The organism is Arthrobacter castelli DSM 16402 (assembly GCF_000430705.1).
Taxonomy (GTDB): Bacteria; Actinomycetota; Actinomycetes; order Actinomycetales; family Micrococcaceae; genus Arthrobacter_C; species Arthrobacter_C castelli.
This window is the reverse complement of sequence record NZ_KE387201.1, coordinates 83,062-107,738: the sequence shown is the minus strand read 5'-3', so window position 1 is coordinate 107,738 and position 24,677 is coordinate 83,062. Positions and strand designations below refer to the sequence as shown.

Annotated in this window: 26 protein-coding genes and 3 pseudogenes; 17 read left to right on the top strand and 12 right to left on the bottom strand. The window is 61.3% G+C overall.

The annotated features are described in order from the left end of the window. On the bottom strand, nt 1–1,181 hold a 1,181-nt coding region (locus tag H535_RS0122270; protein ID WP_026821272.1), incomplete at its 3' end, for an IS110 family RNA-guided transposase. Between the two features lie 278 nt (nt 1,182–1,459). Then, nucleotides 1,460–2,689 (bottom strand): annotated as a pseudogene (locus H535_RS27420) (IS110 family RNA-guided transposase). Between the two features lie 416 nt (nt 2,690–3,105). Between H535_RS27420 and H535_RS30240 the strand changes: the two are divergent. The 4 genes and pseudogenes from H535_RS30240 to H535_RS28140 all read left to right on the top strand — a co-directional run bounded on the left by H535_RS30240 (nt 3,106) and on the right by H535_RS28140 (nt 5,410). Then, entirely contained in the window at nt 3,106–3,489 is a 384-nt protein-coding gene (locus H535_RS30240) for an NAD-dependent epimerase/dehydratase family protein (protein ID WP_281171285.1), read from the top strand. Next, entirely contained in the window at nt 3,398–4,111 is a 714-nt protein-coding gene (locus H535_RS27415; protein ID WP_281171284.1) for an NAD-dependent epimerase/dehydratase family protein, read from the top strand. The genes H535_RS30240 and H535_RS27415 overlap by 92 nt, the downstream gene beginning before the upstream one ends. Continuing rightward, nucleotides 4,093–4,545 (top strand): annotated as a pseudogene (locus H535_RS27410) (transposase); the annotation flags it as partial. The gene H535_RS27415 and the pseudogene H535_RS27410, both read left to right, overlap by 19 nt. Before the next feature lie 727 nt (nt 4,546–5,272). After that, nucleotides 5,273–5,410, top strand: coding sequence for a hypothetical protein (locus tag H535_RS28140; protein ID WP_155838834.1), 138 nt, complete (start codon nt 5,273–5,275; stop codon nt 5,408–5,410). Nucleotides 5,411–5,461: 51 nt separating this feature from the next. On the opposite strand, the gene H535_RS0122235 is transcribed toward H535_RS28140, so the two are convergent. From H535_RS0122235 to H535_RS0122220, 4 genes are all read right to left on the bottom strand, one after another. Further along, complete coding sequence (locus tag H535_RS0122235) at nt 5,462–5,746, bottom strand: glycosyltransferase family 2 protein (protein ID WP_281171287.1); 285 nt, start codon at nt 5,744–5,746, stop codon at nt 5,462–5,464. A 1,061-nt stretch (nt 5,747–6,807) separates the two neighbouring features. Beyond that, nucleotides 6,808–7,662, bottom strand: coding sequence for a F510_1955 family glycosylhydrolase (locus tag H535_RS0122230; protein WP_026821268.1), 855 nt, complete (start codon nt 7,660–7,662; stop codon nt 6,808–6,810). Between the two features lie 85 nt (nt 7,663–7,747). Beyond that, nucleotides 7,748–8,419 carry a DUF305 domain-containing protein gene (locus H535_RS0122225; RefSeq protein ID WP_026821267.1) on the bottom strand — a complete coding sequence of 224 codons (672 nt, stop codon included), beginning with the start codon at nt 8,417–8,419 and terminating at the stop codon, nt 7,748–7,750. 141 nt (nt 8,420–8,560) lie between these two features. Continuing rightward, nucleotides 8,561–9,052, bottom strand: a complete 492-nt coding sequence (locus tag H535_RS0122220) for a DUF6153 family protein (RefSeq protein ID WP_026821266.1) — start codon at nt 9,050–9,052, stop codon at nt 8,561–8,563. A gap of 813 nt (nt 9,053–9,865) precedes the next feature. Here H535_RS0122220 and H535_RS30465 point away from each other — a divergent pair. The 3 genes and pseudogenes from H535_RS30465 to H535_RS27395 form a co-directional block, all read left to right on the top strand. Further along, a pseudogene (locus H535_RS30465) lies at nt 9,866–10,285 on the top strand (NADH-quinone oxidoreductase subunit M); the annotation flags it as partial. 121 nt (nt 10,286–10,406) lie between these two features. Beyond that, nucleotides 10,407–10,805 (top strand): proton-conducting transporter transmembrane domain-containing protein, encoded by a 399-nt coding sequence (locus tag H535_RS30235; protein WP_026821265.1) that lies wholly within the window; start codon nt 10,407–10,409, stop codon nt 10,803–10,805. A 5-nt stretch (nt 10,806–10,810) separates the two neighbouring features. Then, nucleotides 10,811–11,818 (top strand): NADH-quinone oxidoreductase subunit N, encoded by a 1,008-nt coding sequence (locus H535_RS27395; protein WP_245580421.1) that lies wholly within the window; start codon nt 10,811–10,813, stop codon nt 11,816–11,818. Nucleotides 11,819–11,920: 102 nt separating this feature from the next. Here the strand turns inward: H535_RS27395 and H535_RS0122205 are convergent, their stop codons facing one another. Further along, a complete protein-coding gene (locus H535_RS0122205) occupies nt 11,921–12,166 on the bottom strand; it encodes a hypothetical protein (protein WP_026821264.1) in 246 nt (81 codons plus the stop codon). 29 nt (nt 12,167–12,195) lie between these two features. Beyond that, entirely contained in the window at nt 12,196–13,755 is a 1,560-nt protein-coding gene (locus H535_RS0122200) for a multicopper oxidase family protein (protein WP_026821263.1), read from the bottom strand. 1,023 nt (nt 13,756–14,778) lie between these two features. Between H535_RS0122200 and H535_RS0122190 the strand changes: the two genes are divergently transcribed. From H535_RS0122190 to H535_RS28800, 3 genes are all read left to right on the top strand, one after another. Then, on the top strand, nt 14,779–15,015 hold the full coding sequence (locus H535_RS0122190; protein ID WP_026821261.1) for a heavy-metal-associated domain-containing protein: 237 nt from the start codon (nt 14,779–14,781) through the stop codon (nt 15,013–15,015). Nucleotides 15,016–15,128: 113 nt separating this feature from the next. Next, complete coding sequence (locus H535_RS0122185) at nt 15,129–15,506, top strand: BlaI/MecI/CopY family transcriptional regulator (protein WP_026821260.1); 378 nt, start codon at nt 15,129–15,131, stop codon at nt 15,504–15,506. Between the two features lie 266 nt (nt 15,507–15,772). Then, complete coding sequence (locus H535_RS28800) at nt 15,773–16,483, top strand: M56 family metallopeptidase (protein ID WP_162144927.1); 711 nt, start codon at nt 15,773–15,775, stop codon at nt 16,481–16,483. Between the two features lie 6 nt (nt 16,484–16,489). On the opposite strand, the gene H535_RS27385 is transcribed toward H535_RS28800, so the two are convergent. The 3 genes from H535_RS27385 to H535_RS27380 all read right to left on the bottom strand — a co-directional run bounded on the left by H535_RS27385 (nt 16,490) and on the right by H535_RS27380 (nt 19,755). Then, a complete protein-coding gene (locus H535_RS27385) occupies nt 16,490–17,443 on the bottom strand; it encodes a cytochrome c oxidase assembly protein (protein WP_026821257.1) in 954 nt (317 codons plus the stop codon). Nucleotides 17,444–17,805: 362 nt separating this feature from the next. After that, nucleotides 17,806–18,987 carry a heparan-alpha-glucosaminide N-acetyltransferase domain-containing protein gene (locus tag H535_RS0122165; RefSeq protein WP_026821256.1) on the bottom strand — a complete coding sequence of 394 codons (1,182 nt, stop codon included), beginning with the start codon at nt 18,985–18,987 and terminating at the stop codon, nt 17,806–17,808. A 330-nt stretch (nt 18,988–19,317) separates the two neighbouring features. Continuing rightward, a complete protein-coding gene (locus H535_RS27380; protein WP_051299666.1) occupies nt 19,318–19,755 on the bottom strand; it encodes a heavy metal-responsive transcriptional regulator in 438 nt (145 codons plus the stop codon). 54 nt (nt 19,756–19,809) lie between these two features. On the opposite strand from H535_RS27380, the gene H535_RS0122155 reads away from it, so the two are divergent. The 7 genes from H535_RS0122155 to H535_RS29750 all read left to right on the top strand — a co-directional run bounded on the left by H535_RS0122155 (nt 19,810) and on the right by H535_RS29750 (nt 23,946). Next, entirely contained in the window at nt 19,810–20,109 is a 300-nt protein-coding gene (locus tag H535_RS0122155; RefSeq protein ID WP_026821255.1) for a hypothetical protein, read from the top strand. A 90-nt stretch (nt 20,110–20,199) separates the two neighbouring features. Beyond that, entirely contained in the window at nt 20,200–21,552 is a 1,353-nt protein-coding gene (locus H535_RS0122150) for a dihydrolipoyl dehydrogenase family protein (RefSeq protein ID WP_026821254.1), read from the top strand. 154 nt (nt 21,553–21,706) lie between these two features. Next, nucleotides 21,707–22,057, top strand: coding sequence for an ArsR/SmtB family transcription factor (locus tag H535_RS0122145; RefSeq protein WP_035770589.1), 351 nt, complete (start codon nt 21,707–21,709; stop codon nt 22,055–22,057). Beyond that, nucleotides 22,054–22,704, top strand: coding sequence for a cation diffusion facilitator family transporter (locus H535_RS0122140; protein ID WP_026821252.1), 651 nt, complete (start codon nt 22,054–22,056; stop codon nt 22,702–22,704). Before H535_RS0122145 ends, H535_RS0122140 begins: the two co-directional genes overlap by 4 nt. A gap of 34 nt (nt 22,705–22,738) precedes the next feature. Further along, nucleotides 22,739–23,206, top strand: a complete 468-nt coding sequence (gene lspA, locus H535_RS27375; protein ID WP_245580420.1) for a signal peptidase II — start codon at nt 22,739–22,741, stop codon at nt 23,204–23,206. Between the two features lie 4 nt (nt 23,207–23,210). Beyond that, complete coding sequence (locus H535_RS29755; protein WP_211236669.1) at nt 23,211–23,642, top strand: ZIP family metal transporter; 432 nt, start codon at nt 23,211–23,213, stop codon at nt 23,640–23,642. Beyond that, complete coding sequence (locus tag H535_RS29750) at nt 23,635–23,946, top strand: ZIP family metal transporter (protein ID WP_342667747.1); 312 nt, start codon at nt 23,635–23,637, stop codon at nt 23,944–23,946. Before H535_RS29755 ends, H535_RS29750 begins: the two co-directional genes overlap by 8 nt. Nucleotides 23,947–24,064: 118 nt before the next feature. Here H535_RS29750 and H535_RS0122125 read toward each other — a convergent pair whose 3' ends face one another. Then, nucleotides 24,065–24,667: a DUF305 domain-containing protein gene (locus H535_RS0122125; RefSeq protein ID WP_026821251.1), complete on the bottom strand. Its 603-nt coding sequence runs from the start codon at nt 24,665–24,667 to the stop codon at nt 24,065–24,067. Nucleotides 24,668–24,677 lie beyond the last annotated feature (10 nt).

Below are 24,677 nucleotides of genomic sequence, written 5' to 3'. Positions count from 1 at the left end.
GGTGTGTCGTAGAGGGCGCCGTCGCGGAGCATGGCGAAGAGGACGTCGCAGCGGCGGCGGGCCAGGGCGATGAGGGCTTGGTTGTGGCGTTTACCTTCGGCGCGTTTGCGGTCGTAATAGGCTCGGGACTGGTCGTGTTTGAGGGCGGCGAAGGCGGAGAGGAACAGGGCTCGTTTGAGGACTTTATTGCCCTTGCGTGAGGGGTGGTCGCCGCGGATCGAGGTTCCTGATCGCCAGGTGACCGGGGCGAGTCCGGCGTAGGAGGCGAGGTGCCCGGCGGTCTTGAAGTCCAAGACGGCGACCTCGGTGAGGATGCGGGCTTCGGTCCTGACGCCGACCGCCGGTAGGGACGTCAGGAGCTCGTGAAGAGGGTGGGCCTCCACGATGGCCTCGACCCGGCCCAGGACCTCCGTGCGGGAGTCGCGGAACTGGGACAGCTGCGCTGCCAGTTGGTCCAGCACGATGGCCGCCGCGTCGGTGCCGGCAACAACCACGGTCTGTTCGGACAGGGCGGCGAAGACCTCGGCGGCCCAGCGCTTGCCGGCCCGCGGCGCGGTCTTGCGCAGGTGAGCCGCCACGCGGGCTTGGCCCGCCCGGCGCATGGCGGCCGGGCTCGGATACTTCTGTAGCAGGGCGGCCATGGCGGGGTGGTCCAGATGCGGGCCGATGACCCGCTCCAGCGCCGGATGGACCTGGGTCAGCAGCCCACGGATCCGGTTCGAGGCGGCGGTGGCCTGCTTGGCCAGATCATCGTCGAAACCACACAGCATCGACAGCTCCGCGGACTGCTCGTCGGCGACCTTGATGGAGCGCAGCGTGTGCGGCATGGTGCGGGCGGCTTCAGCGATGATGTAGGCATCTCGGGCGTCCGTTTTGGACTCACCGGGATGCAGGTCCGCGATCCGGCGCATCGCCAGCCCGGGCAGGTAGCCGACCACGATGCCGGCGGCTTCGGCGACCGCGACCGGCAGGGCACCGATCGTCGCGGGCTGATCAACCACCAGCAGCACGGTGCCGTGTGTGGTGAGTTTGTCGATGATGGCCCGCAGCTTCGTCTCGTCCTGCGGCAGTGCCTTATCGAGTAGTTTCTTGCCGTCCCGGTTCAGAGCGACGGCGTGGTGCTCTGTTTTGCCGACATCGACGCCGATGAACACGTCAACGTGTTGGTGATCGTCGATCACGCTACCTCCAGAATGTAGACCCAGTGAGACACGGCTGGCCCTGTCCTGCGGCTCCAGAGTTCGACATCCACGTTACGGTCCGACCTTGCCCCGGTGGTGTCTGCGGCTGGTCTGGTTCCCATTAGCGATCCCCTGGTGCCTATCGAATCCCGGTGACGACACCGCCCGGATCATACGTGCGACTGGGGGGACAGAGTCATGCCGAGACCGACAGGCCAGCAACCCCAACTCTTCCTCAATTCGGGGCTACTAAAAAGACATCTGATGGTCCTAACAAGTCAAGCGGCGGAGGCTAATTCGTGTTGGCCGAAGGCCGTCGTCTCGTCATAGGTGACCCGATGTTGCAGGCAGTGGTGCAGACAACTCAACAGGCGGTTGAAGAGGTTGCGTTGGGCGGCGCTGTGCCGGTCGCCGGCGGCTTTGCGTCGGTCATAGTGGCCCGGGCCCCGGGCGATCCGGTCAAGGCGGAAAAGGCCCATACATAGCCTGCGGCGGCCAGCCGGTTGTTCTTGACGCGTCGGGCAATGACGGTGTGGCTTCGGCCGCTGGCCCGGGTGACGGGCGCGGCACCGGCATAGGCCTTCAAGGATCCGGCGGTGGCGAAACGCGAGCGGTCGTCGCCGATCTCGGGCCAACACCCGGGCCCCGGTGGTCTTCGCCAGACCGGGCATGCTGGTGATAATGGCCGCGTCGGGATGAGTGGCAAAGAGATCCTCGGATTCTTGGGTGAGCTGATCCACGGCCGAGCTGGCGGCATCGAGCTGTGAGAGCATAGCTGTCAGCTGGGTGCCGTAGGCGCCTTCAACGGCCCGGGGCATGCGCATTTCGTTGCTGTGTAGCCGCCGGTGCAGGCGCCGGACCTCGGCGTCCAGATTCCGGGTCCTGCCGGCTTTGCGCAGCAACTGCTCGATCCGGCGCGGGGTCAGGCTGGCCGCTTTCGCCGGTGTGGGCGCCGCCCGCAGCAGGATCCGTGCGGTCGCGGAGTTCAGAGCCTTGGTTTCGGGAAAGGCCAGCAGGGCTGCAGGATAATACTCGCGCAGCACGGCGCGAACCTTGTTGGTCTGATCCAGCTGGTTCCAGACCGCGTCCTGCTGGGCGCGGGCGAGCACGGCGATGGCCCGGGCCAGCTCCGAGTCATTGGGTAGGGGCCGGTGTTCGTGTCTGTCGGTGCGCAGGATATTCGCGAGAACGGACGCATCCTGGGCATCGGATTTCTTGCGGGATACGGTATGCCGGTCGCGGTAGCGGGCCGCGGCCATGGGGTTGATGGCATACACCTCATGGCCGGTACCCAGCAGGCTCGCCACGAGTAGCCCACGGGGAGTCTCGATGGCTATCGGAATTGGGTCCGTGACGGTATCACCGTGTTCGGCAAGGACATCCAGGAGCTTATGCAACCCGGTCAGATCGTCGCCAATCCGTCGGGAGGCCAACAGATTCCCAGCGTCGTCAACAACAGCGATGTCGTGGTGGCTCTCGGCCCAATCAATGCCGCAATATGCGTTCATTCGCGCCTTTCCTTTCCATCGACGGTGGTACCCCTCTCCGGGAACGCGTACGTGCAAAGCAGCGACCTAATGGAAGAGCTCATCGGCTCGGCATCTGATAAGCAGTTCTTTGCCCGTTGATGCTGCCGGGATCTGGTCTTGCCAAAGAACTCTCCGGTTCGCGGTGTCGGGCGGGATCTGATCCGGCGACATGGTTCCTGTTGGTCACGGTAGGGGCCAAGCGGGGAGGGAGCCAAAGATCCATCTTTTTTGAGGACTCCGGGTCCGGGTAACGGGAAGGCCTTGCTGACTCCCTCCACTCCCATTAGGTAACGGGGGAAGCCGAAGACGGAGTAGCCAGTACTCGTGCCCCGGCCTATGAATGGTTCCTAAGCTCGTACTCATTCAAGGGGAATTGAACGAGGCGGGGGAATGCCATGAAATCTGTAGTGACCGGGGGCGCCGGATTTATCGGCAGCCACTTGACGGAGCGTTTGCTCGATGCTGGGGATGGCGGCGTCGTCCTTGATAATCTTTCCACCGGTGCCAGCCGGAATCTCGAACCTATCGTAGACCATCCGCGTCTTACACTTCGCCGGGGTGACATACTCGATGCCGCAGCTGTAGCGGACGCCTGTGATGGTGCTGACCAAATCTTCCACTTGGCCGCCGCCGTCGGAGTGAATGTCATTGTGGACCATCCTCTCGACAGCATGCGCACCAATATCCATGGAACTAAACCGTTATGGAGGCTGCACGGGTGGCGGGGCGAAGCTGCTGTTGACCTCCACCAGCGAGGTATACGGCAAGAACACCGCTGATGCGTTGGCGGAAGACTCTGACCGGATTCTGGGTTCGCCGCTCAAATCCCGCTGGACATATGCGGCGGCCAAAGGCATCGATAAGGCGTTCGCCCATGCCTACTGGCAGCAATTCGGTCTGGAAGTGACCATTGTGCGGCTGTTCAACACCGTGGGTCCGAGGCAGACCGGACGTTATGGCATGGTGGTGCCAAACTTGATCGGGCAGGCACTGCGCGGAGCGCCAATGACCGTCTTCGGCGATGGTGCACAAACCCGCTGTTTCTCCTATGTCACAGATGTGGTGCCGGCCATCATTGCCATTGCAGAACATCCGGATGCCTACGGTCAGGCTATCAATCTGGGCAGTGCACAAGAAGTTTCCATCCTGAATCTTGCCAAGCGGATCAAGCAGCTGCTGGACAGCCAAAACGAAATTGTATTGGTGCCGTATGAAGCGGCGTACGCAGCAGGATTCGAGGATATGCGCCGGCGCGTTCCGGATAACAGCCGCGCCTACTCATTGGTTGGGTTCAAGCCCGTGACCTCTTTGGACGACATCATCCTCAACGTCGCGGCTTCGATGCAAGCGCTGACACCGGCTGCCTCTGTGATGGCGCCAGGCGCCGCATTCCCGAGCTGATTCCCAAGGACGTTGATCAGCCGACACTGTTCGACACCCACCGCTTCCACGCGTTCTTCACCACCAGTAATCTCGACACCGTCACCGCCGACAAGACCCATCGGGCTCATGCGGTGATCGAGCAGGTCAACGCCGATCTGAAGGACAGCGCCCTGGCACATCTGCCCTCCGGGAAATTCAATGCCAACGCTGCCTGGCTGGTGCTGGCCGTCATCGCGTTCAACCTCACCCGGGCAGCGGCAACGATCGCCGGTGCTGGCCTGGCCAACGCGACAACGGGCACGATCCGGCGCAAACTGATCAGCGTCCCGGTCAGGGCCGCGACCTCAGCCCGCCAAGTCATCCTGCATCTACCCCAGGATTGGCCATGGGAGAGGCCCTGGACGAACCTGTTCACCAGCATCAACGCGCCACCACGGCACGCATCAGCCTGACCGATCAGCCGAGACCGGCCCGAGACGAGGACTCAACAGTGGAACATACCGGGCAGCGAGGCCCGGCGATCACCGCTGCCCGGAAGTCCCCAACACAGCCGAAATCAAATCAAGAGCTCACCCCAAACCTCATCGGTGGATCGAGGCTTAGGCGAGCCGGGTGAACTGATTACCGATGACTACGCGATGTATGACAAGCGCGGCGCTCCCGCTGTGGCGCAACGCGGGACATCATGAGCCCGCGCCGCAGACCGGGACTCCGGCCGCCGAACCGATGGACGTCGATTGCAGGGACCATGACAGCTGCCCTGACGTGTACGGCTTGTACTTCGCCACCGGGGCAAAGTGCAACACGGAGTGAAGAGCAGAGTACTGAGAAATACCCGTGGCGTACCAACATTGTCGCCACAACATTCTGGGTCGGAGAGATTCACGATCCGAACGCCCCAGACGGCTCCCGGGTCAGGTCAGCCTACGACGTGAATTGGCTGGAAAACTATGGCGGTTGTGATGGCATCGTCCGGGACGGGGAATGCCGGGCCGAACCGCGAACCACAGACAATGGATATATGCCGACTGAAATGACGCCGAAACAGAACCCCTTCTATCTGGATTTACCTTTCGACGACGTCAATGACCGGTCGCCTTCCAGCAACGCGGAGAGGTGATCCCGTGGGCGGATGAGCCGCCGTACAACCAACGCCTGGATGATCCGATGTTCAGTCTGATGAAAAACAGATGGGTGCGGCTGCGCAAGGACGGAAATATCTGCTATGGCCAGATCCAGGATGCCGGCCCTGCTCTCTATCACGATGCTGACTACGTCTTTGGAGACAACGACGAACGTCCGGCCAGTAAGGAGTAAGGAGGGTCTGTCACAGGTTCCTTCTCAACCTCTGGAGTTACACCGTTAAACTTACAGTCCCTCCACGAACGGGATCCAATCTCCACGGGCTTCGCGTAAACCGGTGTTGGTGGCGGCGCCATAGCCAAGATTCTCCGAGTGCTGGATAAGCCGGGCGGAGACTGATCCGGGTCGCGGTGAAGCTGCGAGGGTATCGATAATGGTATTCACGGAGTCGTCGGTCGACCCGTCGTCGATCACCAGCAGTTCAAAGTTTTTGTAGTCTTGGTCCAATACCGACCTGAGAGCCCGGGCGACGAATTCGCGGCCGTTATAGATGGGCATGACGACTGTGATCCGGGGGTTCCATAGCTATCTCCATGGGATGCCGGAGCCGAGGCGCCAAACAGGCGCTCACCGTCCCGGACATGACCCTGATCCGTCATGTAGCGACGGTCAGGGAACGGTTCGCCGGGAATGTTCGGCTGCTAGTGATGAAAAGGGGTCAGAAGTTTCATGGCATAGGCCAGGCGTTGGAACTGGCCTGCCAGCAGAGGACCGTTGGTCCGGAGCGACGAGGAGCACATGCTCCTCGGTCAGAGCCATTAACCTGCTCCGAATGGTGGCAGGTGGAACTGACCCGTTCAGGTGCGGCTGATGGAGAGTTGAACAGGCGAGAGGCTGCTGGGGGTGATGCTCTTGTGCAGGAACAACAACGAATCCATGGAAATGCGCGGCACCGGTAGTCGAAGGCAAAAGTGCGGCGCGGCAGGACTGCCAGTCCAAGGAGCGTCAGTGCCAGCACGCAACTGAGCACGAACACTTCGGGGCAGCTCTCATGGCATTCGGTATGTGATGGCAGGGTACCCTGCGCCGCGGCCGGCCCGGTTTCATGCTCTGGCAGGTTCGCCGTCATCAGTGCATTACTGCCTGCCGGGTCAACACCGTGGTGGGTTTGGTGGTTGGAAGCGGCCCCCTGTGGCAGAGCAGAAGCGTCACCGGCGGTAGGCAGGGCCGCCGCTGAATGACCGGAAGACGAACCATGGTCTCCGGTGCCGTGGCCACCGGCCAGAATATGCAAAGCCAGGATGCCGGCAATGAGTGCCAGCATGGTCAGTAAGAGGGACGCTGCCCGCAACCGTACCGCGACAAACTCGAGGACTTTAGCCATGAGTCGTCACCGCTGCCGGAGTGAACTGACGCATTATCATTCTGGGCATTACTGTGTAGTGAGATGAGCGGCCAACACGCCGTGTTGAACATGCTGCGGGGCACAACGAACCGGCACAGTGAGTAGAACCGGAAAACCGGATGCGAATGAGAGGACCCCTTCCGCCTGTTCCGGTGTACTGAACATAAGCCCGCCGGAGGCAGGAGTCAGTAGCCCGGGAACAATGTTCCCGGGCTATGTGCTGGTTTTACTGACTCATCCAGGGTGAAAAGGTGCTGCCGCCATCCTTGGAAACGAGGATGTCTTGCTCTGTGGCGATCCAGATCTGCAGTTGCCCATCGTTGCCCGTGGTGGTTGCCATGGCGTGGGCTTCGGTGTCGATGGTGCCGCTCCGGCGCCAGGTCAGTCCGGCGTCCTCGCTGGTGTAAACAGAGCCATCGGTGCTGATGCCGGCCACCTCTTGTGCGGAGGCGAAGTCAGTGACATACAGCAAGGGTGCATCGGGAACTTTGCTCCAGGTGGTTCCGCCGTCGGGGGACCGTTTGAGTCCTTCTTCCGTGGCGGCAAGGACCATCCGGCCCTCGGCTGTGCCGGACAGGTCGGCTGGTTCAATGCTGGTGTCGGGTGTGGACCAGCTTTGTCCGTTGTTGCTGGTGCGGATTGCGCCGTCGAAGCCGATGACGCCGGCTTCGGTGTAGGTCAGTGAGTGGAAGTCGGACTGGCCCTGCCGGGAGATGGGTTGCCAGTTTTGGCCGCCATCGGTGGATTCGATCAGCCCCACCGGGTTGGGCAGCTGCGCACCTTCGCCGGGGTGTCCCGAAGCGTAGAAGTGGCCCGGTTCGCCGGTGGTCGTGAAGCCCATCAGGTCGATGGCCGGGCTAATGACTTCGATGGGGTCCGTGCTCATGTCGTACAGGCCGGCATGGGTGGCCAACAGGACGGTGTCTCCACCGTCCTGGACGGCCATACCGTGGATGTGGGCCTGCGGGTATGAGGGGGTCGATGATCCGGTGCTGCATCCTGTTGCCAGCAGCAGCGTGGCGGCGGCAGCGGCGGTGGCAATTTTGCGGCGTGTAATGAAGGCGTGTCGGTGCTCGGTCAAGAATCTGTCTCCGGTCAGTTTTGAGAGGCTGCCGCGAAAAAGCCATCGTGGCAGCCCCGTCGTCGGCGTGGGCGTCGGAGCTGGGTTAGAGGGTTCCGAGCAGTTCGTTCATCGTTTCGATTTCGGCCTTTTGCGCCTTGAGCATCTGTTTGGCCAGGGCGATGGCCTCGGGACTGGTTCCGTTCTTGACCTCTTGCTGCGCCATCGTGACTGCGCCCTTGTGATGTTCGATCATGTGGGACAGGAACAACGTCGCTGTTTTTTCGCCATCAGCAGTCTTGAGCTGTTGCATCTGCTCCCCGGACATCATGCCCTCCATCTCGCCGGTGGACATTCCCTTCATGGAATCCATGCCGCCCATCCGATGATCGCCGACGGGCACCGGCTCGCCCCAGGCTTTCAGCCAGCTGTGCATGGTTTGGATTTCGGGGCCCTGGGCTTCCTTGATCTGCCGGGCCAGTTTGGTGACCTGTGGATCAATGTTCTCTTTGTCCAGGATGATGTTGCTCATCGTCACAGCCTGGTTGTGATGCACCGACATCATCTTCGCGAACATCACATCGGCCTTGTTGTGCTCGGCCGATACATCCGTGCTTCCACCTTCGGTGGATGCGCTGTTGCTTGCTCCTGTGGATTGTTCGGTGCCCATGGTGCTGTGATCCATACTCGGCATTTGTCCTGATTCATCAGCTCCGCAACCAGCCAGGACGATGGCCGTAGCCAGCGCTGCGGCGCTTAAGGGGAAGATTTTCTTCATGATAAAGACGTCCTTCATCAAAATAGTGGTCCATTGTCGATGACGCGTGACGGCGTCAAAGGCCGCAGATTAATTTCCGACAGCCCTGTCTTCTCGTCCTGCCTGGTGCGGTTGAGCCCTGGGCAGGACATTCAGCCGTCTTTAGGTTCGGCTGATCGACAGTTGCACCAGGGAAGGAGTCCTGGCGGTGGCGCTGGTCCTGGGCAGGACGGGTTGTGGCCTCCATCCGAGGAGGTGACGGTGCAGCGACACGGCAGCAGGTGGAAGCAGCAGCGTCAGGGTGAGCAGCACGAGGGCGAGCACGCAAGTGGCCATAGCCATATCCATTGAGCCGCACCCGTGGCCGCACCCGGAATCCATGCCCTGGCCGGGCACCGGTCCAGCCGCGTCCGGGGAAAAATACTGTTCGGGTTCGGAATGGCCGGGATGGCCGGGATGGCCATCTGCCGTCCCTTGACCGATCGACTCTACCGCGGCGGAGTGTCCGGCAGCGCTATGGGTGGCAATGGTTCCGTGGCCACCGATCCAAATGTGCATGGCCAGAATCCCGATAATCAGTGCAGGCAACAGGATGATCAGCGGCGCCGGAGGCAACCGCTGACCATCAACGCGCGGGAAGCGCCTGTTACGCATTGGCACCCTTCCAGGATTGAGATTCGGACGCCGCAGCAACTGGACGTTCAGCGCCAGGACGACGTTTGATGCCGATATCGGGATCGCCGGCAGCGCGGAGACAGGACGATACCGATCAAAGCCAGCACCCCCTGCCGCAAGGGGGACTGCAATTCCATTGTATCGATGGTCCACACCGGGTTCTGCCACATCTCCAGGCAGCTGCCCGGGACAGTTCCTGCATAACAGTATTACTCGATATCGTCGCCGGTAATGGCTGCCTGGGTGGAGCCACGCCCCGGCCGCCGACTTCAAAAGGCAAACGTTGTCTCTGCCAGAGCTGGGCGTACAAGCGGAGTCCGGTGATAGTCGCCAGCACCACGAACCATCGTCCGATCTGCCGGTTGTATCACTGCTTTCAACGTGGCGTTCACGTGACTGCGCGGCCGTTGCCGTATCGTCGGCGCGCCAAATCTGCGAGGAGGTGGCGCTGCGTGCAATGAAGGGACGCTGCTGGTTGACGGCACGGGCCCCACCTACCCCAACTGCGTCGGTGATCCGGTCTTCGGCATCGAAGAAAGACACCGCGAAGCGTGGAGCGCCCACCTTTCCCAGAAAGAGTTGCTCCCTCGCACTGCCCGAGACCGTTCCTACGATGGTGAGCTTGGTGCCATGTAGGTAGGTGCTATAACTGCTGGACCATACGGTGGGCATGTGCGCCGGATTCGCCTCCAACCGGCCGGCCGGACCTTCCTGCAGACGGCCTCGATCGGTACTTTCGCTGCATTGGACTTGATCCTGTTCTTCGTCTTCTTCGATCTGTCGATCGTGGGCATGTACTTTGTCATCGCCGGGTGTGGACACGGGAACCGGCGCCGCAGTGCACTCAAATTCTGCATCTATACGTTCGTCGGCTCCTTGGCCCTGCTGGTGGGATTCATCGGACTCTTCCTGGGCATCGAGAACCCCACTTTCGACATGGCGACCCTCGCGGCCAACCCGCCGCTGACCCATTCACCGCTAGATAGCCGCGGGACTGGTCATGCTGGCCATCAGCATTGGCTTGGCGGTGAAGACGCCACTGTTCCCGTTCCACACTGGCTGCCCTGCCCACACCGACGCGCCGGCCGCCGGGCCAGCCGTCCCCGCCGGGGGCTGCCGAAACTGGGCACCTACGATTTTATCCGTATCGCGATGTCAATGCTGCCCGATGCCTGGCAACGGCGGACCATGACCATCATGGTCGTCGGAGTGATCAGCGTGCTCTGGAGCGCCTTCACCACCCTGGCCCAAACAGAACTCAAACGGATGATCCGCCTATACCTCGGTCAACCACATGGGATAAATTCTGCTCGGCCTCGGCGCGGCCGGCCTCGTGGCCCAGGCCGACGAACAAGCCAGGACGATCGCCGTCACCGGTGCCATGGTGCAAATTGTCAGCCACGCCCTGCTCACCGGAAGCTTGTTTCTATTCACCGGTGTGCCTTTCTCCCGCGGCGGCACGCACGCCTTCAACCGATGGGGCGGGTTGGCCCGCCCTGCACCAATCTTCGCTGCCGCCCTCGGTGTTGCCGCGTTCGGTTCGCTCGGCCTGCCCGGCCTGTCAGCCTTCATTGCAGAGTTCCAGATCTTCACCGGTTCGCTGCAGGCTGCGCCGGTGCCCACCGTCATCGCGGTCACCGGTATCGTCGTCACCGTCGGCTTGTTCCTTCTGGCGCTGCAACGGCTGCTCACCGGAAAGACCCAAGTGCCCAACCCGGCAGAGGACCGATGACAGGTATGGAGGCAATGTCGGCCAACCCCTTGGACCTGCTGCCGGAAATCCTGCTTCTCTTCGGCGCCGTTGCAGGACTGTTGCTGGGCCTATGGGCACAGCATCGGCAGGCCAAGGTCCGTGCCGTGATCGTGGTGGCGGCCCTGGCCAGCGCCGTCGCCGCCGCTATTGACCTGACTGAGCCGGACAAAGCTGTCTTCGGCGACAGCTGGATGATCGACACCACCACCGGCGTCGTCCGCATCACCATCGCCCTCTCCACCGCCGCGGCCGCGCTGCTGGCCTCATCCCGGCTTGCCGGCCACCCGCGTGAAACAGAAACCTACGTGCTGATGATGCTCGCAGCGCTGGGCGCCATCGCCCTGGCCGCCAGCAATGACCTGCTGATGCTGGCAGCGTCCTACTTGCTGGCCAGCATCCCGCTCTATGCCCTTGCCGGTTTTGCCAAGGACAGCAGGGCAGTGGAGGCGAGCCTGAAGCATTACCTCATGGGCGCCCTGGTCGGAGTACTCATGCTGGTAGGCATCGCAACACTGTTGCTGGCAGCCGGCACCGGCAACTACCGTGAACTCGCCTCGACACTGCCACAAGCGCCAACACCGCTCGTGGCTCTGGGAATTATCGGCCTGCTGGCAGGCATGGCCTTCAAAGCCGGAGCCGTGCCGGGACATTTCTGGGTCCCCGACGTCACAGCCGGAACCAACCCCGTCATGGCGGCGTTCATCAGCACCATCCCCAAACTTGGGGCCGTGGCCGCCGCGTTCCGGCTGGTGGCCGAACCTTTCACCCGGGTCTCTCTTGATGTTCCGCTGCTGGTGGTCGTCATCGCTGCCGCCAGCATGACCCTGGGTAACTTGGCCGCCTTCCAACAAACCGAAGTGCTGCGGTTGCTGGCCTACTCCACAGTCAGCCAGGTCGGCTACATGTTCATGGTCGTCGCCGGGCACAGCGTTTACGCCGTGCCCGCATTGAGTAAAGGCCCCAGATTCGTGACGGCATACGCGGCCAGGTAGATAGGCTCGCCGTCCTCGCATAGGTGCCGCCGCCAGTGCACTACTAATTGCGGCCGGACCGGCGGTTGGCAGTGCCCCGGGGCCGCTGCCAACCGCCGGTGGCTATCGCTTTTTGGTTTGGGATTGTCCGGCCATGATTGCTCCGATGACGATCACGGCGAAGCCGGTGGGGTAGCCGATCAGTAGATCCTGGATTCCAGGCGGCCCGCCCTCGATGACGATGTGTGCTATCCAGTGGGAGAGGATTACGAGGCAGCCTGCGGCCATCAGGGCTTGGCCGATCCGGACCAGCCGCCGGGAACGGCGATAGCTTTTCATAGCGTCATTGTCTTGGTTACTGGAGTTCATTGCGTTTCCTTGGGGTCGGGCATGGAAGGCTATTTGATGTAGGAGAAGACGCCCATCATGCCGGCTTCGGCGTGGTAGGCATTGTGGCAGTGTGTCAGCCACTGGCCGGGGTTGTCCGCGTCGAAGTTGAACACGACTGTTTGTTCGGGCTTGACGATGACGGTGTCCTTGCGGGCGCCGTTGCCGGCCAGTTGGAAGGTGTGGCCGTGCAGATGGATGGGGTGCCACATGTGGGTGTCGTTGATGACCCTGACCTGCACCCGCTCGTCCAGCCGGAGGTCGAAGGCCCCCTGGAATGGGTTGGACATGTCGAAGCGTTGACCGTTGATGCCCCAGTCGTATTTTTCCATGGAACCGGTCAACCGCATTTCGTGAACCCGGTCCGGCGCCTTGGACCCGAGCAACACGGACTCGTCTGCCTTCAGCCTGCTGCCGTCGACGACCTTTCCGGTCAGGGACGTCGGCAGTGCATCAGCCCCGGGCGCCGTGCCGATGCCGGTGCGGATCAAGCCGTAGGCGTTTCCCTTCTTGCCTTCAGGAAGTGCCAGTACGGGCGTGTAGCCATCCCGGACGGTCAGGATGGCGTCGATGCGTTCACCCATGCCGAGCACGACGGCGTCTGCATCCTCGTGTTGTACCGGGAAACCGTCGGTATGTGTGAGCGTGAGTTTCTGGCCGGGGACACCGACACGGTATGCGGTGTCGCCGGAGGCGTTGATGATCCGTAACCGGATACGGTTGCCCGGTTTGCTCTCCAGGGTTTCGGGGTTCATGGGTGCCTTGCCGTTGAAAAGGTGTACCGGGATTTTCACATCCCCTGCGTCCCCGCCCAGGTATTCGCTTTTGGCGCCCATGAGCATGTGCTTCATCCCCACGTCCATGCCATCCATACCGCTCATGTTCCCTTGGTTCATGTCCTGCATGCTTGACCCGGACATGTTCATGCCCCTGGACAGTTCTTTGGCGACTTCTTCAGGTGTGCCGGTGATGCCGTCCAACCAGTCATCGAGGAGGACCACCCATTCCTGGTCGTAGGCCAGTGGCTCCCGGGGGTCCTCGATAATCAGCGGCCCGTAAAGCGCGCGTTCGCGCTGCATATCAAAATGGGAGTGGTACCAGTAGGTCCCCGGGTGGGCCAGGCGGAAGTTGTAGCCATAGTTCGTGTCGGGGGCTATTGCTTTCTGGGTCAGACCCTGGACGCCGTCGGCGTTGTTGCGCAGGGCCAGGCCGTGCCAGTGCACGCTGGTGCCTTGGCCCAGCCGGTTGGCGACCGTGGCGTCGAGCGTATCCCCGGTGCTGGCCCGGATCAGCGGGGCGTTCAGGGAGTCGTTGTAGCCCCAGGTGGTGAGGGACTTTCCGGTGATTTCCGTGTCGAATGGTGCCGGCGTCAGCCGTTGTGCCACGGGTGCACCGCTGGTGGGGCGGCGTTTTTCGAATTCGGCGATGATGGGATCAGTGGGCATGATGCGTGTTGTTGCCGAGCCCGGCTGCGTGCTTGTAGTTGGGTTGGTGCAGGATGCCAGAGCGGCCATGGCCGCTGTCGCGGCCGATGCCCCGAGGAAAGTGCGGCGTGTTGTGGGATGGTTCATGAACAAAACTCTCTTTTCAGGGAGGAACGCGCGGTTCCTCCTGGATACCGGGATGCAGATATGGGGGCCGGTATTGTCTACGTGCGGATGATGGAGAGCTGTATGAATGATGGGGAGCGTATCAGTTGCGTGGTGAGGCTGTTCGCATGGGATAAAGCGCCGCCAATCGGGGGCGCAGTGGTGGCAAGCACATCGGGCGGGATAAGCCAGTCGGGATCAGCGACCGCGGGCTGGCACACCGTCATCATGGCACCAGCAGCTCCTCCATCGGCCGGCTGAGCGGCAGATGGTCCCGGCGCAACTTCCTGGCTCATCGCAGAATCTCTGTCGGTCGCCGGTGAGGAGGCCGGGAACGGTTGGGCCGCCTGGGCGGCCATGACAGGGACCGGACTCCCGGCACGGGCGGGTGTATTGTGCGCGCCCGGCAGGATGTGCATGGCCAGAACGCCGACAATGAGGAACAACAGCCCGACCAGGACTGCCGCCCATGCAGGTCGGGTTCGACCCGGATGCATCAGGATGTGGCGCACGCTTCATCTTTCGTATTGTCTGGTGGACCTGTCGGTTCAGTCGAAAATTTCTAGTTGACCCGGAGTAGGAGTGCAGCTTCCACGAAGCGCCGGATATTCGCACGGTCACTCGTCCGGCGCCTCAGGCTCAGCTCAAGGGCACACCCGGACCGAACGTGAAGCGGAGGCCCGAAACTGGTGCACGCGGGCAGGGCGATTCGAATCGAGGGCAAGGCTTACTTCCGAATATGTAGGAGTCTTGGCTATCTACTATATTGCATAGTATATGACAGTGGTAATTGACGGCTTGGCGCCGGCCCGGATCAAGATGGGGGATTGCATGATGTTTTGCTGCGTTCTCCACCAACATTCCCGACCTGTGCGGAGCCTGAAATTGGGAAAATGAGTGAGGAAATGATCGGGGTTGGGAGACTGCCAATTGCGGCTTGACAGATAAAACACGCGTAGGTGCGGTGGCCGGATGGGTCGAAGGCCAAAATCAGTGGGAGGAAGCATGAGCACAAGAAAAGTCGACATTTCAGGGATGGCCTGCGGCCACTGCATTGCCTCGGTCACAGAAGAACTGTCCACGCTCGAGGGCGTCGGTAACATTGATGTTGTCCTCAACAAAGGTGGAGTTTCCGCGGCGACCATTACGGCGTCCCGGGAACTGGATCCGGATAAGGTGAATGAGGCAGTCGTCGAAGCCGGCTCTCACGTCATCAACAACAAGCCTGAGGGAAAGGTGTGAACCGCAGCCGGTATGGGAGCAGTGAGTTGGCACTCCCGCCGATGGTCGACTATGACCATTAGAAAAGTCGGGAGCAGGGCTGACGGCAAGTGGTGGAAGAGGTGGGATAGATAGTGCAGAGACTCGGTGAATTGGAAGCGGTTGTGATGGAGCGGCTGTGGGTGTTGGAGCATCCGGTTGCCGTCAGGGATGTGCTCGAAGACCTGCAGAGTGAACGTACCCTTGCCTACACCACAGTAATGACTGTGATGGATAACTTGCGGCGCAAAGGCATGCTGGTCCGCGAGAAAGATGGCCGGGCTTACCGATACCGCGCTGCACGGCCGCGCGACGAGTACACGGCGGACATTATGGGACAGGCCTTAGCCTCCAGCAGTAATCCCTCGGCGGCTTTGCTGCACTTTCTGGAGACTATCCCTTCCGACAACATCGTGCTGCTGCGCGAAGCACTGGGCGGGCGCAACACCAGTGACGAAGACAGCCACTCATGACAGCGCCAATCGTTCTGCTCATTTTTGGCGTCTCTACAGCTGCACTGGGTCCATGTCTGTTGCGGCGTCTGGGATGGCTGCGCCGCGCACCACGGCTGGGGATCCTCGTGTGGCAGGCACTAAGTGCCTTAGTGGTGCTCACGGTTGTGCTTGCTGGCCTTTCCCTGGCTCTTCCTGCTATTCCGTGGACCACAGACGTAGCGGCGCTGATTGAATCGTGCACTATGGCTCTACGGGCACAATATTCAACTCCCGGGGGAGCGGCGGTGAGCGCTTCGGGGGCGGTGCTTGCCCTCTCGGTGCTCGGCCGCATCGGATACTGTTTGCTGCGCGGGCTTCACATCAGCCATCGGATGAAGAAGGCACAGCTGCATGCCTTGATCGCCGTGGCGCGACGCCACCGGGATACAGAAGCTCTGGTCGTCGATCACCCTTCCGCTGCCGCTTATTGCCTTCCCGGCCGCCGGGGTACCGTTGTGTTCACCACTGCCGCCCTTCAGGCTCTGGATGAGGAACAGTTTGCCGCCGTCCTCGCACACGAGCGTGCCCACTTGCGAGGGCGCCATCACCTGATTCTGGCAGCAGCAGATGCCCTCCAACGTGCCGTCCCTCGATTGAGCGCTTTCCGGATCGCTTACACTGAAATGAGCGCTCTCGTTGAAATGGCCGCCGACGACGACGCGGTCCGCAGCAGTCCCCGGCTTACCGTCGCCACCGCCCTGGTGCGTCTGGCAGAACAGTCCAACACTCCACTCACGGCACTGGCGGCCGGCGGTGGCACCGCAGTGACGCGGGTCCGCCGCCTTGTCGCTCCAGCCAATCCCCTGGGGCCGGCCCGGACTGCAGTTGCCGGGATGGCCGCCGCAGCGGCCCTCGTGCTCCCCCTGTTTATTCTGGCGGCACCGGCAGCCACAACGACGCAGCATCTTCTCTGTCCGCCTGAGACATACCAGGAAATCAGCCCGGGCACGGATTAGGCCGGATTAGTTGTATCGTTTTGCTGCAGTAAGCGGTCTCGATGCGGCGACAGTCGCTTCAGTTACTGAAGTGCAGGTGCCCGGACCATCATCGAATGGACGTTTGAGTAGCGCGAAACTCAATAATCCACCTTGTACTATCCCGAGAACCAGCACGTAGACGCTGGCCAGACGTTGGTCATTTACCGGGTCGATCGCCCAGGGGCTCTCCAAGGCTCCGTACCAGTCGGGTAGTAGGAGATTCGGGCTACTGAGCATAAAGAGGCCCATCGCGATGTAGGACAGTGTTGCCATCAGCACTGCATAGACCGAGTCCGGCGGCCGGTTACCCGGCCCGGGGGCTGATCTTCTAAGCGAGTTAACAAACAGGGCACCGACGGCCAGAAAGGACACGGTCATCCATTGGTGTCCGAGGGGATCCTGAACGGCCCATTCAAGCAGCGGTGAGTTATAGAAGATGAGAAGCGAGGCGTTCAGAAGGACCATTGCCGCGTAAGGATTCAAGAGAGTACGCAGCATCAATGACGCAGTGACTGCTCTCATCCATTCCTGCGGTTGCCACCTGCCGTCAGTGCGGGTTTCTATGGTTTGCAGTACCAGGGCAACGGGGCGCCCGGCCGCAAGCAGCATTGGAACCACTGTGATAAGGAGCATCTGCATTAATACGTGTGTACTGAGGAGAAATTCCCGGTAGGCGTTGATGCCGCCACTGGTGGTGTAGAGCAGCGTCGCCAAGCCCGCCAGCCAGAAAGCAGTGCGCCGGAGAGGCCATCGGCCGCCCCATCGATGCAGCCGCCAGATACCGGCCAGGTAAAAGAAAACCCCCGAACTGGAGAGCAGAAACCATATTGGATTGACCCCCATCCCGGTGGAATAACTCCAAAGCCCATGGACTGGGGGCAGCGGGGCGTCAACCATCCGCTCGGCAAGGGATAAAGCGACGGGAAGATTCAGGGTCAAGGCCTTCCTCGGTGGCTGTCCATTCGGAGCTGCTCGGAGGGAAAAACGCACTATCGCCGGCATGTCCAGCGTTGGCGTCAGCGGGCACGACCGATCCCAGGCAAGGGGCCGGGTGTCGGCAAGGGAGAAGATCCATGGACGTGTGCACGTGAACGCCGCCTTATTATCTACTATGCGACATAGTAGTATGTGAGCAGGTGGGCTTCAATGCCGGGCTGGGCAAGGTCCTCAGCTGGTCGGTGGATGCCCGCCAAAAACTCCCATCAGGACCAAGGCGAGCCGGGAATGGGGTGGGAATGCAGCTGCATGCGCAACCCCATGGGCTATGGGATTGGGATTCAGCACAGCAGCCGGTTGAGCGTTTAAACCCGCTGCGAAAAATTTCCCCGCGCAGTGGCGGTCATCGTGGATGTCATCGATTCCAGTGGTCCGCGCCATTTGAGCAGCGCGAACACTGCTCCGAGCACGAGGGCGGACGCAGCGTAAATCCAGAACAGGACGACCTGCCCCGGTGGGGAATCATCCGCCGGTCCTATCGAGAGCGCGATGATGTGGGCTGTGTACAGGGTCAGCGTTATGGCGCCTGCCTCGGACAGCGGCAGCAGCAGGTTCCGGTTCCAATGCGTTGCGAGCAGGCACAGACCGATCACGGCGGCGGTGGTGGCACTGGTGTGCAGTAAATCGAGCGTGGTTCCGGAATGAGGTGCCGCGCTGGCCAGCCACCACCAGGATCCGGACTGCTCGACTGGAGACAGGCTCACCTGCATGGCGGCTTCCAGTGGAACTTGCCGGCCTTGCTCTGTCGACAGCAGCGCAGGCAGCCCGCCAAGGTCATACATGAAGAAGCCGGCCAGCCGCTTGGCGGATGCGGCGACACCAATCCCCCCAACGATCAGCCATGTCTGGGTGGGGACACTGTCCAGATCCAACCTTCCGATCACCATGCCGACCAGAAGGTAACCAAGCCATTGCGCCACCGGATAATAGCCGGTGAAAAAGATATCGGTTGCGAACGTCGCCGGATTCAGCAGGTCCGACCAGACCGGGTTATGTCCCAGCTCGGCCTCAGCCAGCGAATCACGCAGCAACGGGCGGACACGGTAGGCGACGACAGGTGAAAACAACAACCACCCCGCAGCCCACACGATTAACGGCCGCACGCGCAGCCCGGCGAAAGGCAACGCCATTAGGAACAGGAACGCATAGTGGACCAGGATGATCGCGATCGACGTTTGGACGATCCCGGCGCCAAAGCCGAATACCGCGACCACCAACGCCCGGACGGCTAGCCCACGTCGGTCCGCCGTCAATGGCTCACCGCGGTGCGGACGGCCACGGCCGGTGTAGAGAGCTATCGAGACACCTGCCAGGACGGCGAAGAGCGCGGAGGATTTACCTGAGAAGGTCGTTCCCACGAGGGTGGGATTTCCGCCGTCGTACAACGGAATGATATGGGTCGCCATCATCCCAAGCAGCGCCAATCCACGGGCAGCGTCGATCCCAGTCAGGCGGTGAGAGAGCGCAATGGCGCCGGCGCTTGGCATACCTAGATGCTCTCACGCGGACGGGCGCAGAGTGGCAGCGGCATTGGCAGCGTCGGCCGGTTTGGACATTGTGGTGTGCAAGGTTTTCCCAGCCGCTGTCAGTGACAATAATCTGATTCTGTATACCGATCAGAGACCGATCGCGGAATAACAATCGACACTTCCAACATCGCTGTGCTGTGCCCAGCGGAAGCATCTTTCCGAGCGGTCCTATTGCCGCGAGTGGTTCGGTTGCCAACTGAGAAACTTCCATAAAAGGACGAACGCGATGAAGATGTCACCGGATGATCATGCTTTCGACAGTCAGGTTGATTTCAGCCCGAATCAGAATCAGGAAGACAATCCAGTCACGGAATTTGTTCGGCCCTTCCCGGCGCGGCCGATGATGTGGCAGATGTCTGCGTCGGCGCAGTTGCGTGGGTCGAGGTCGTGACTGGCCTCGATTAGTTGCTCCAGTTCCGTAGCCAGGATGGAGAGTTCCCTCTGACGGGTGCGAACGTCATCGAGTTTCCGGTCCAGGAGCAGCGAGACATGGGTGCATGGGGTCTGACCGGCATCGCGAAGGTGGACGATGCTGGCGATTTCGGTCAAAGTGAGGCCGGCGGCCTGGGCGGCCCGGATGAATTGCAGCCGGCCGATCGCGGCGTCGTCGTAGCTGCGGTAGCCATTGGGTTCGCGACGAGGCGCGGGCAGCAGACCCTGACGTTCGTAGAACCGGATGGTTTGACTGTCTACGCCGGTGATAGCGGCGACTTCCCCAATGAGCACGGTCTCATCCTATCCCTTGACCTTCTACGGTGCTGCAAGGTTTAGGGTCAAAGCATGGAGATCACGTTGCAGTACTTCGACGACTGCCCAAACTGGAAAATCGCAGACGAGCGGCTGATGCTGCTCGCCGCGGAACGGCCAGAGATTGTTGTGAAGCGGCAGACGGTCGACACGGTGGAAGAGGCCGAACAGGTTGGCTTCCACGGCTCCCCGAGCATTCTGATCGATGGGGTTGATGTGTTCGCTGATGCCTCCACCCCGGTCGGGTTGGCGTGCCGCCGATACATGACTGATAAAGGGCCTGCCGGCGCGCCCACCCTCGAGCAGGTCAGGGCAGCGCTGCCCGTCCGTTGAGCACCCAAGCGCGAACCGCGGACGGTTACGTCGATATTGAATTCACGCCACGAGCAACCCAATGGTTTTGATGAGGAGAGCGAAATCCAGATGAGTGATGATTATGACCTGCTGGTGATCGGGGCCGGGATGGCCGGCATCGCTGCGGCAACGAAATGCTCCTCCCAGGGGTGGCGTGTCGCGATCGTTGACGAACTTCCCTACGGTGGCACGTGCGCTCTGCGCGGATGCGACCCGAAGAAGATCCTCCGGCGCGCCGCCGAGGTGATGGAGAGCGCCCGCCTCATGCGCGGTAAAGGTATCGATAACGGGGACCTGTCCATCAACTGGGGTGAGCTGATGAACCACAAACACGGGTTCACCGATCCCGTACCGCAGAGTATGGAAGAGGACCTGCGGGCGCACGGCGTGCACACACTCCACGGGACGGCAACTTTCACCGGACCCACAAGCATCGACGTCTCCGGGGATACCTATGACGTCTCGAAGGTCCTTATCGCAACCGGCGCCACGCCTCGGCCCCTGGACTTCCCAGGCCAGGAACACCTGATCGACAGCACCGAGTTCTTGAACCTTGATGCACTTCCGCCCCGGATCGTATTCGTTGGTGGTGGCTTCGTCTCCTTCGAGTTCGCCCACATCGCCGCCCGCGCGGGAAGTTCCCCGGTCATCGTCGACCGTGGTGCGCGGCCACTGAAGGCTTTTGACGCGGACCTTGTCGAACTGCTGATTGACCGAGGTTCCGAGGCCGGAGTCGAAGTGCAGCCCAGCACGAACATCACCGGCGTCGAACAGACCAACGACGGGTACCGGGTCCACATCGATAGGTCCGGCACCCCGGCAACCATTGATGCGGATCTCGTCGTCCACGGTGCAGGGCGGGTACCGGACCTGTCCCGCTTGAACCTTGAAGCCGGCCAGGTGGCCTACGGCAAACACGGTGTCGAGGTCGCCGGCCATCTTCAAAGCAAGACGAACCCTAACGTCTACGCAGCGGGTGACTCCACGGACACCGCTGGCATGCCGCTGACCCCGGTGGCCGTGATCGAAGCGAAAGTCGCCGCTTCCAACATGCTCAAATCCGGCTCCACGGTTCCGGACTACGCGGCCATTCCGACGGCAGTCTTCACGATCCCTGAACTCGTCCGGATCGGCATGCTTGAACACGAGGCACGGGACAGTGGCCTGAATGTGGATGTCCGTTACACCAATACCAGCGGCTGGTACTCGAACTACCGGATCGGCGAAACCGCCGGGGCGACCAAAATCCTGGTGGATAAATCAAACGACCGCATAGTCGGCGCACACCTGTTCGGAGCCGAATACGCCGAACTCGCAAACACCATCAGCATGGCCATAAAACACGGCCTGACCACCCGACAAATCAAATCAACAACCGCCACCTACCCATCAACCGGCTCAGATTTAGGATCCATGATCTGACACCTGCAGGGAAGCCATACTTGGGGCCCGGAACCGGCCCCGGGGCCCCCGGCCTCCCTTATGAGAGGACCTTTGCGACACAAGCGGATGTTTGAAACGGATGGGCAAGTTCTCGGGGATTGGCATGACCGTCTCGCCGCGATAATATCGGGTTATGACGATCAATAATACTCAGGTGGATACCAGCCCCGCCGTGGCATTATTCCATTCTCTGGCTGATCCGACCCGCTTGGCGATTGTGCAGGTGCTGGCTTCGGGAGGGGCCAGGGTGCGGGATCTTGTCGAGCAGCTGTCCCTGGCGCAGTCGACGGTTTCAGCACATGTCGCTTGCCTGCGTGATTGCAAATTGATTGAAGGCCGGGCCGTGGGGCGGCAGACGTTTTATTCGTTGAGCCGCCCAGAGCTGATGGAGACGTTGGCTGCCGCTGAAGGACTGCTGGCTGCCACCGGGTACAAAGTGGCGCTCTGTCCACACTACGGAACGGCGAAGGATGCCGGTTCATGACCTCCACGCCGCTGAAAACCGAGGAAGTCGAACGACTGACGCGTCAGGGGCTGCGGCTTGCCCAGTTCACCGTCGCCTACAACGTGATCGAGGGTGCGGTCGCGATCACGGTCGGCATCATGGCCGGACTCGTTTCGGTCATCGGCTTTGGGATTGATTCCGGTATTGAATCCATCGCCGCCGTGCTCGTCGGTCTCCGGCTCGCCGGGCGCCTCCGTCATGGGCGTGCGGATGAACATAAAGAGCGGCTGGTTCTGAAGCTGGTCGCCGTGACCTTCTTCATCCTGGCCGCATATGTGACCTTTGAAGGTGTCCGGAGCCTGATTGAAGGTGCAGCGCCGGAGTCCTCACCGGTGGCGATTATCCTGTTGGTGCTCTCACTGATCGTGATGCCGGTTCTTGCGGCCATGAAGAAACGGGTCGGGACACGGCTTGCAGACAATCTGATTCTGGCCGACGCCGCCGAGACCAGAATCTGCGTGCTGCTGAGCATTTCCACGCTGCTGGGAGTAGGGCTCTATATGTTGACCGGAGCGGCCTGGCTCGACCCGGTCGCCGGATTCATCATTGCTCTCTTCGCTATCCATGAAGGAAAAGAGGCCTGGGAAGGCGAACTGGTCGAAAACAGCGGCGCTGATGAGGACTGAAACCAGATCCCGCTGGAAGTTGAGGATCCTGTTATTGGCTTCCGCCGCCGTCCTTGCCGTACTGGATCTGCTCGTCAAAGCTGCGGCGGTAGCGCAGCTGGCCGGCGGAGAAGCCATCGACATGGGTTTTATAAGCGTCAGCCTCCACTGCAACACCGGAGTTGCATTCAGCATGGGCGCCTCCCTGCCTGACTGGGTCATCGTGGTGGTGACCGGTCTGATCACAGTACTCGTTGGCTCCCACATCCTGGCGGCAGCCCCGCGGCTGCCGTGGATTGCACGTGTCGGCGGGGTAATGGTCATGGCAGGAGCATTGGGAAACCTCATCGACCGCATTGAAGGACGGGGTGTGGTGGACTACCTGCACACGGGCTGGTTTCCGACGTTCAACCTCGCAGATGTCTTCATCACCACCGGGGCCGTTATTTTCGCCATCGGTACCCTCGCCGCTGGCCGCGAAGACCATAGCCCGCAGCTTCCTGACAGGGCAGTAAGGAAGTAATTGAATGCAGGGGTTTACGCTTGTGCTGGCTCTGGCCGCGTTGCCGGCGGCCGGGAACTTCCTCGGCGGGCTGGCCTCGGAAATGTTCAAGGTCTCCGAGCGGGTATTGAGTCTGGCCCTGCATCTGGCCGCGGGCATTGTCCTGGCCGTGGTCGGCTTGGAGCTCATGCCCGAAGCGTTGAAGGCGGTACCACCGTGGATCCCTATTCTCGCCTTCATCGCCGGCGGGGCGTCTTTCATTGGCATTGAAAAGGTCATCGGCTTTGTACAGGGCAGGCTCCCGTCGAACAAGGACACTTCCGGCCCGTTGGCGATCTTCTCCGGCGTGTCTTTGGACCTGTTCAGTGACGGGGTCATGATCGGCACCGCCGCCGTCCTTAACCCCGGGCTCGGATTCCTGCTGGCTCTGGGGGCAGGTTCCCGCCGACATTCCTGAAGGCTTCGCCGCCGTCGCCACCCTGCGCCAAGCGGATATCCGCCGACGCACCCGGATCCTCATGGCGCTGAGCTTCACCATTCCCATCCTCCTGGGGGCAACAATCGGCTTCTTCGCCCTGCGCCATGCCCCGGAAGTGCTTACCCTGTCGGTGCTGGCGCTCACCGGCGGCGCATTGACCAGCGTCGTTGTCGAAGAAATGATCGGCGAAGCCCACGAAGGAAAAACCAGCCGCCTCGGACCCATCTTCCTCACCACCGGCTTCGCGCTGTTCGCCCTCATCTCCGTCTACTTAGATTCGTAAAGCCGCCAGCTTACAGAGTATCTGGGGAACTGGATTTTCGGCCGGTTATATCCGTGCCGGCCTCCTCGGCCCGGCTGGTTGTCGTTTGGCGGATGGGGCGGGCTATTGTTCCCCCTCGCTACTGTTCAGTGAGCATCTGCTGCATCACTTTTATCTCGGCTTCCTGCGGTGCAGCGCTTTTCTGTGCGAATGAGCGTACTGTCGCTGTTGAGGCGTCCAGGGCCGCTTGTGCCATTTCCTTTCCCGCTTGATGGTGTTCGATCATGAGGTTCAGATAGAGCCGGTCGGCTTCGTCTCCGGTGAGATTTCGCAGCTGTTCCAGGTCTTCAGGGGAGGCCATACCGGGCATGCGCCCGTTATTTGCCATGCCGGTGTGACTGCCGGACATCCAGGACATCGGTTCCAATGCGGCGGTCTGGGGCAGGTTCCAGTCACGCAGCCAGGTGAACATTTGTCCGATCTGGTGTTGCTGGGTCAGCGCGATGTCGTATGCCATGGTGCGGACTTGGGGGTCGGTGGACTGCTCTCTGATGATCATGGACATTTCCACCGCTTGTGCATGGTGGCGTTGCATGTCCCTGGCGAAACCGGCGTCGATACTGTTTCCAGCCGGTGCTGGTGATTGTGTTGTGGTGCGGCCCAGCGCAAAAGCCCCCAGCAGCAGTGTTATCAGCATTATGGCGGCGATCGCGATCTGCCATGGCCGGATACGGGTGACCATTCTACCCCTT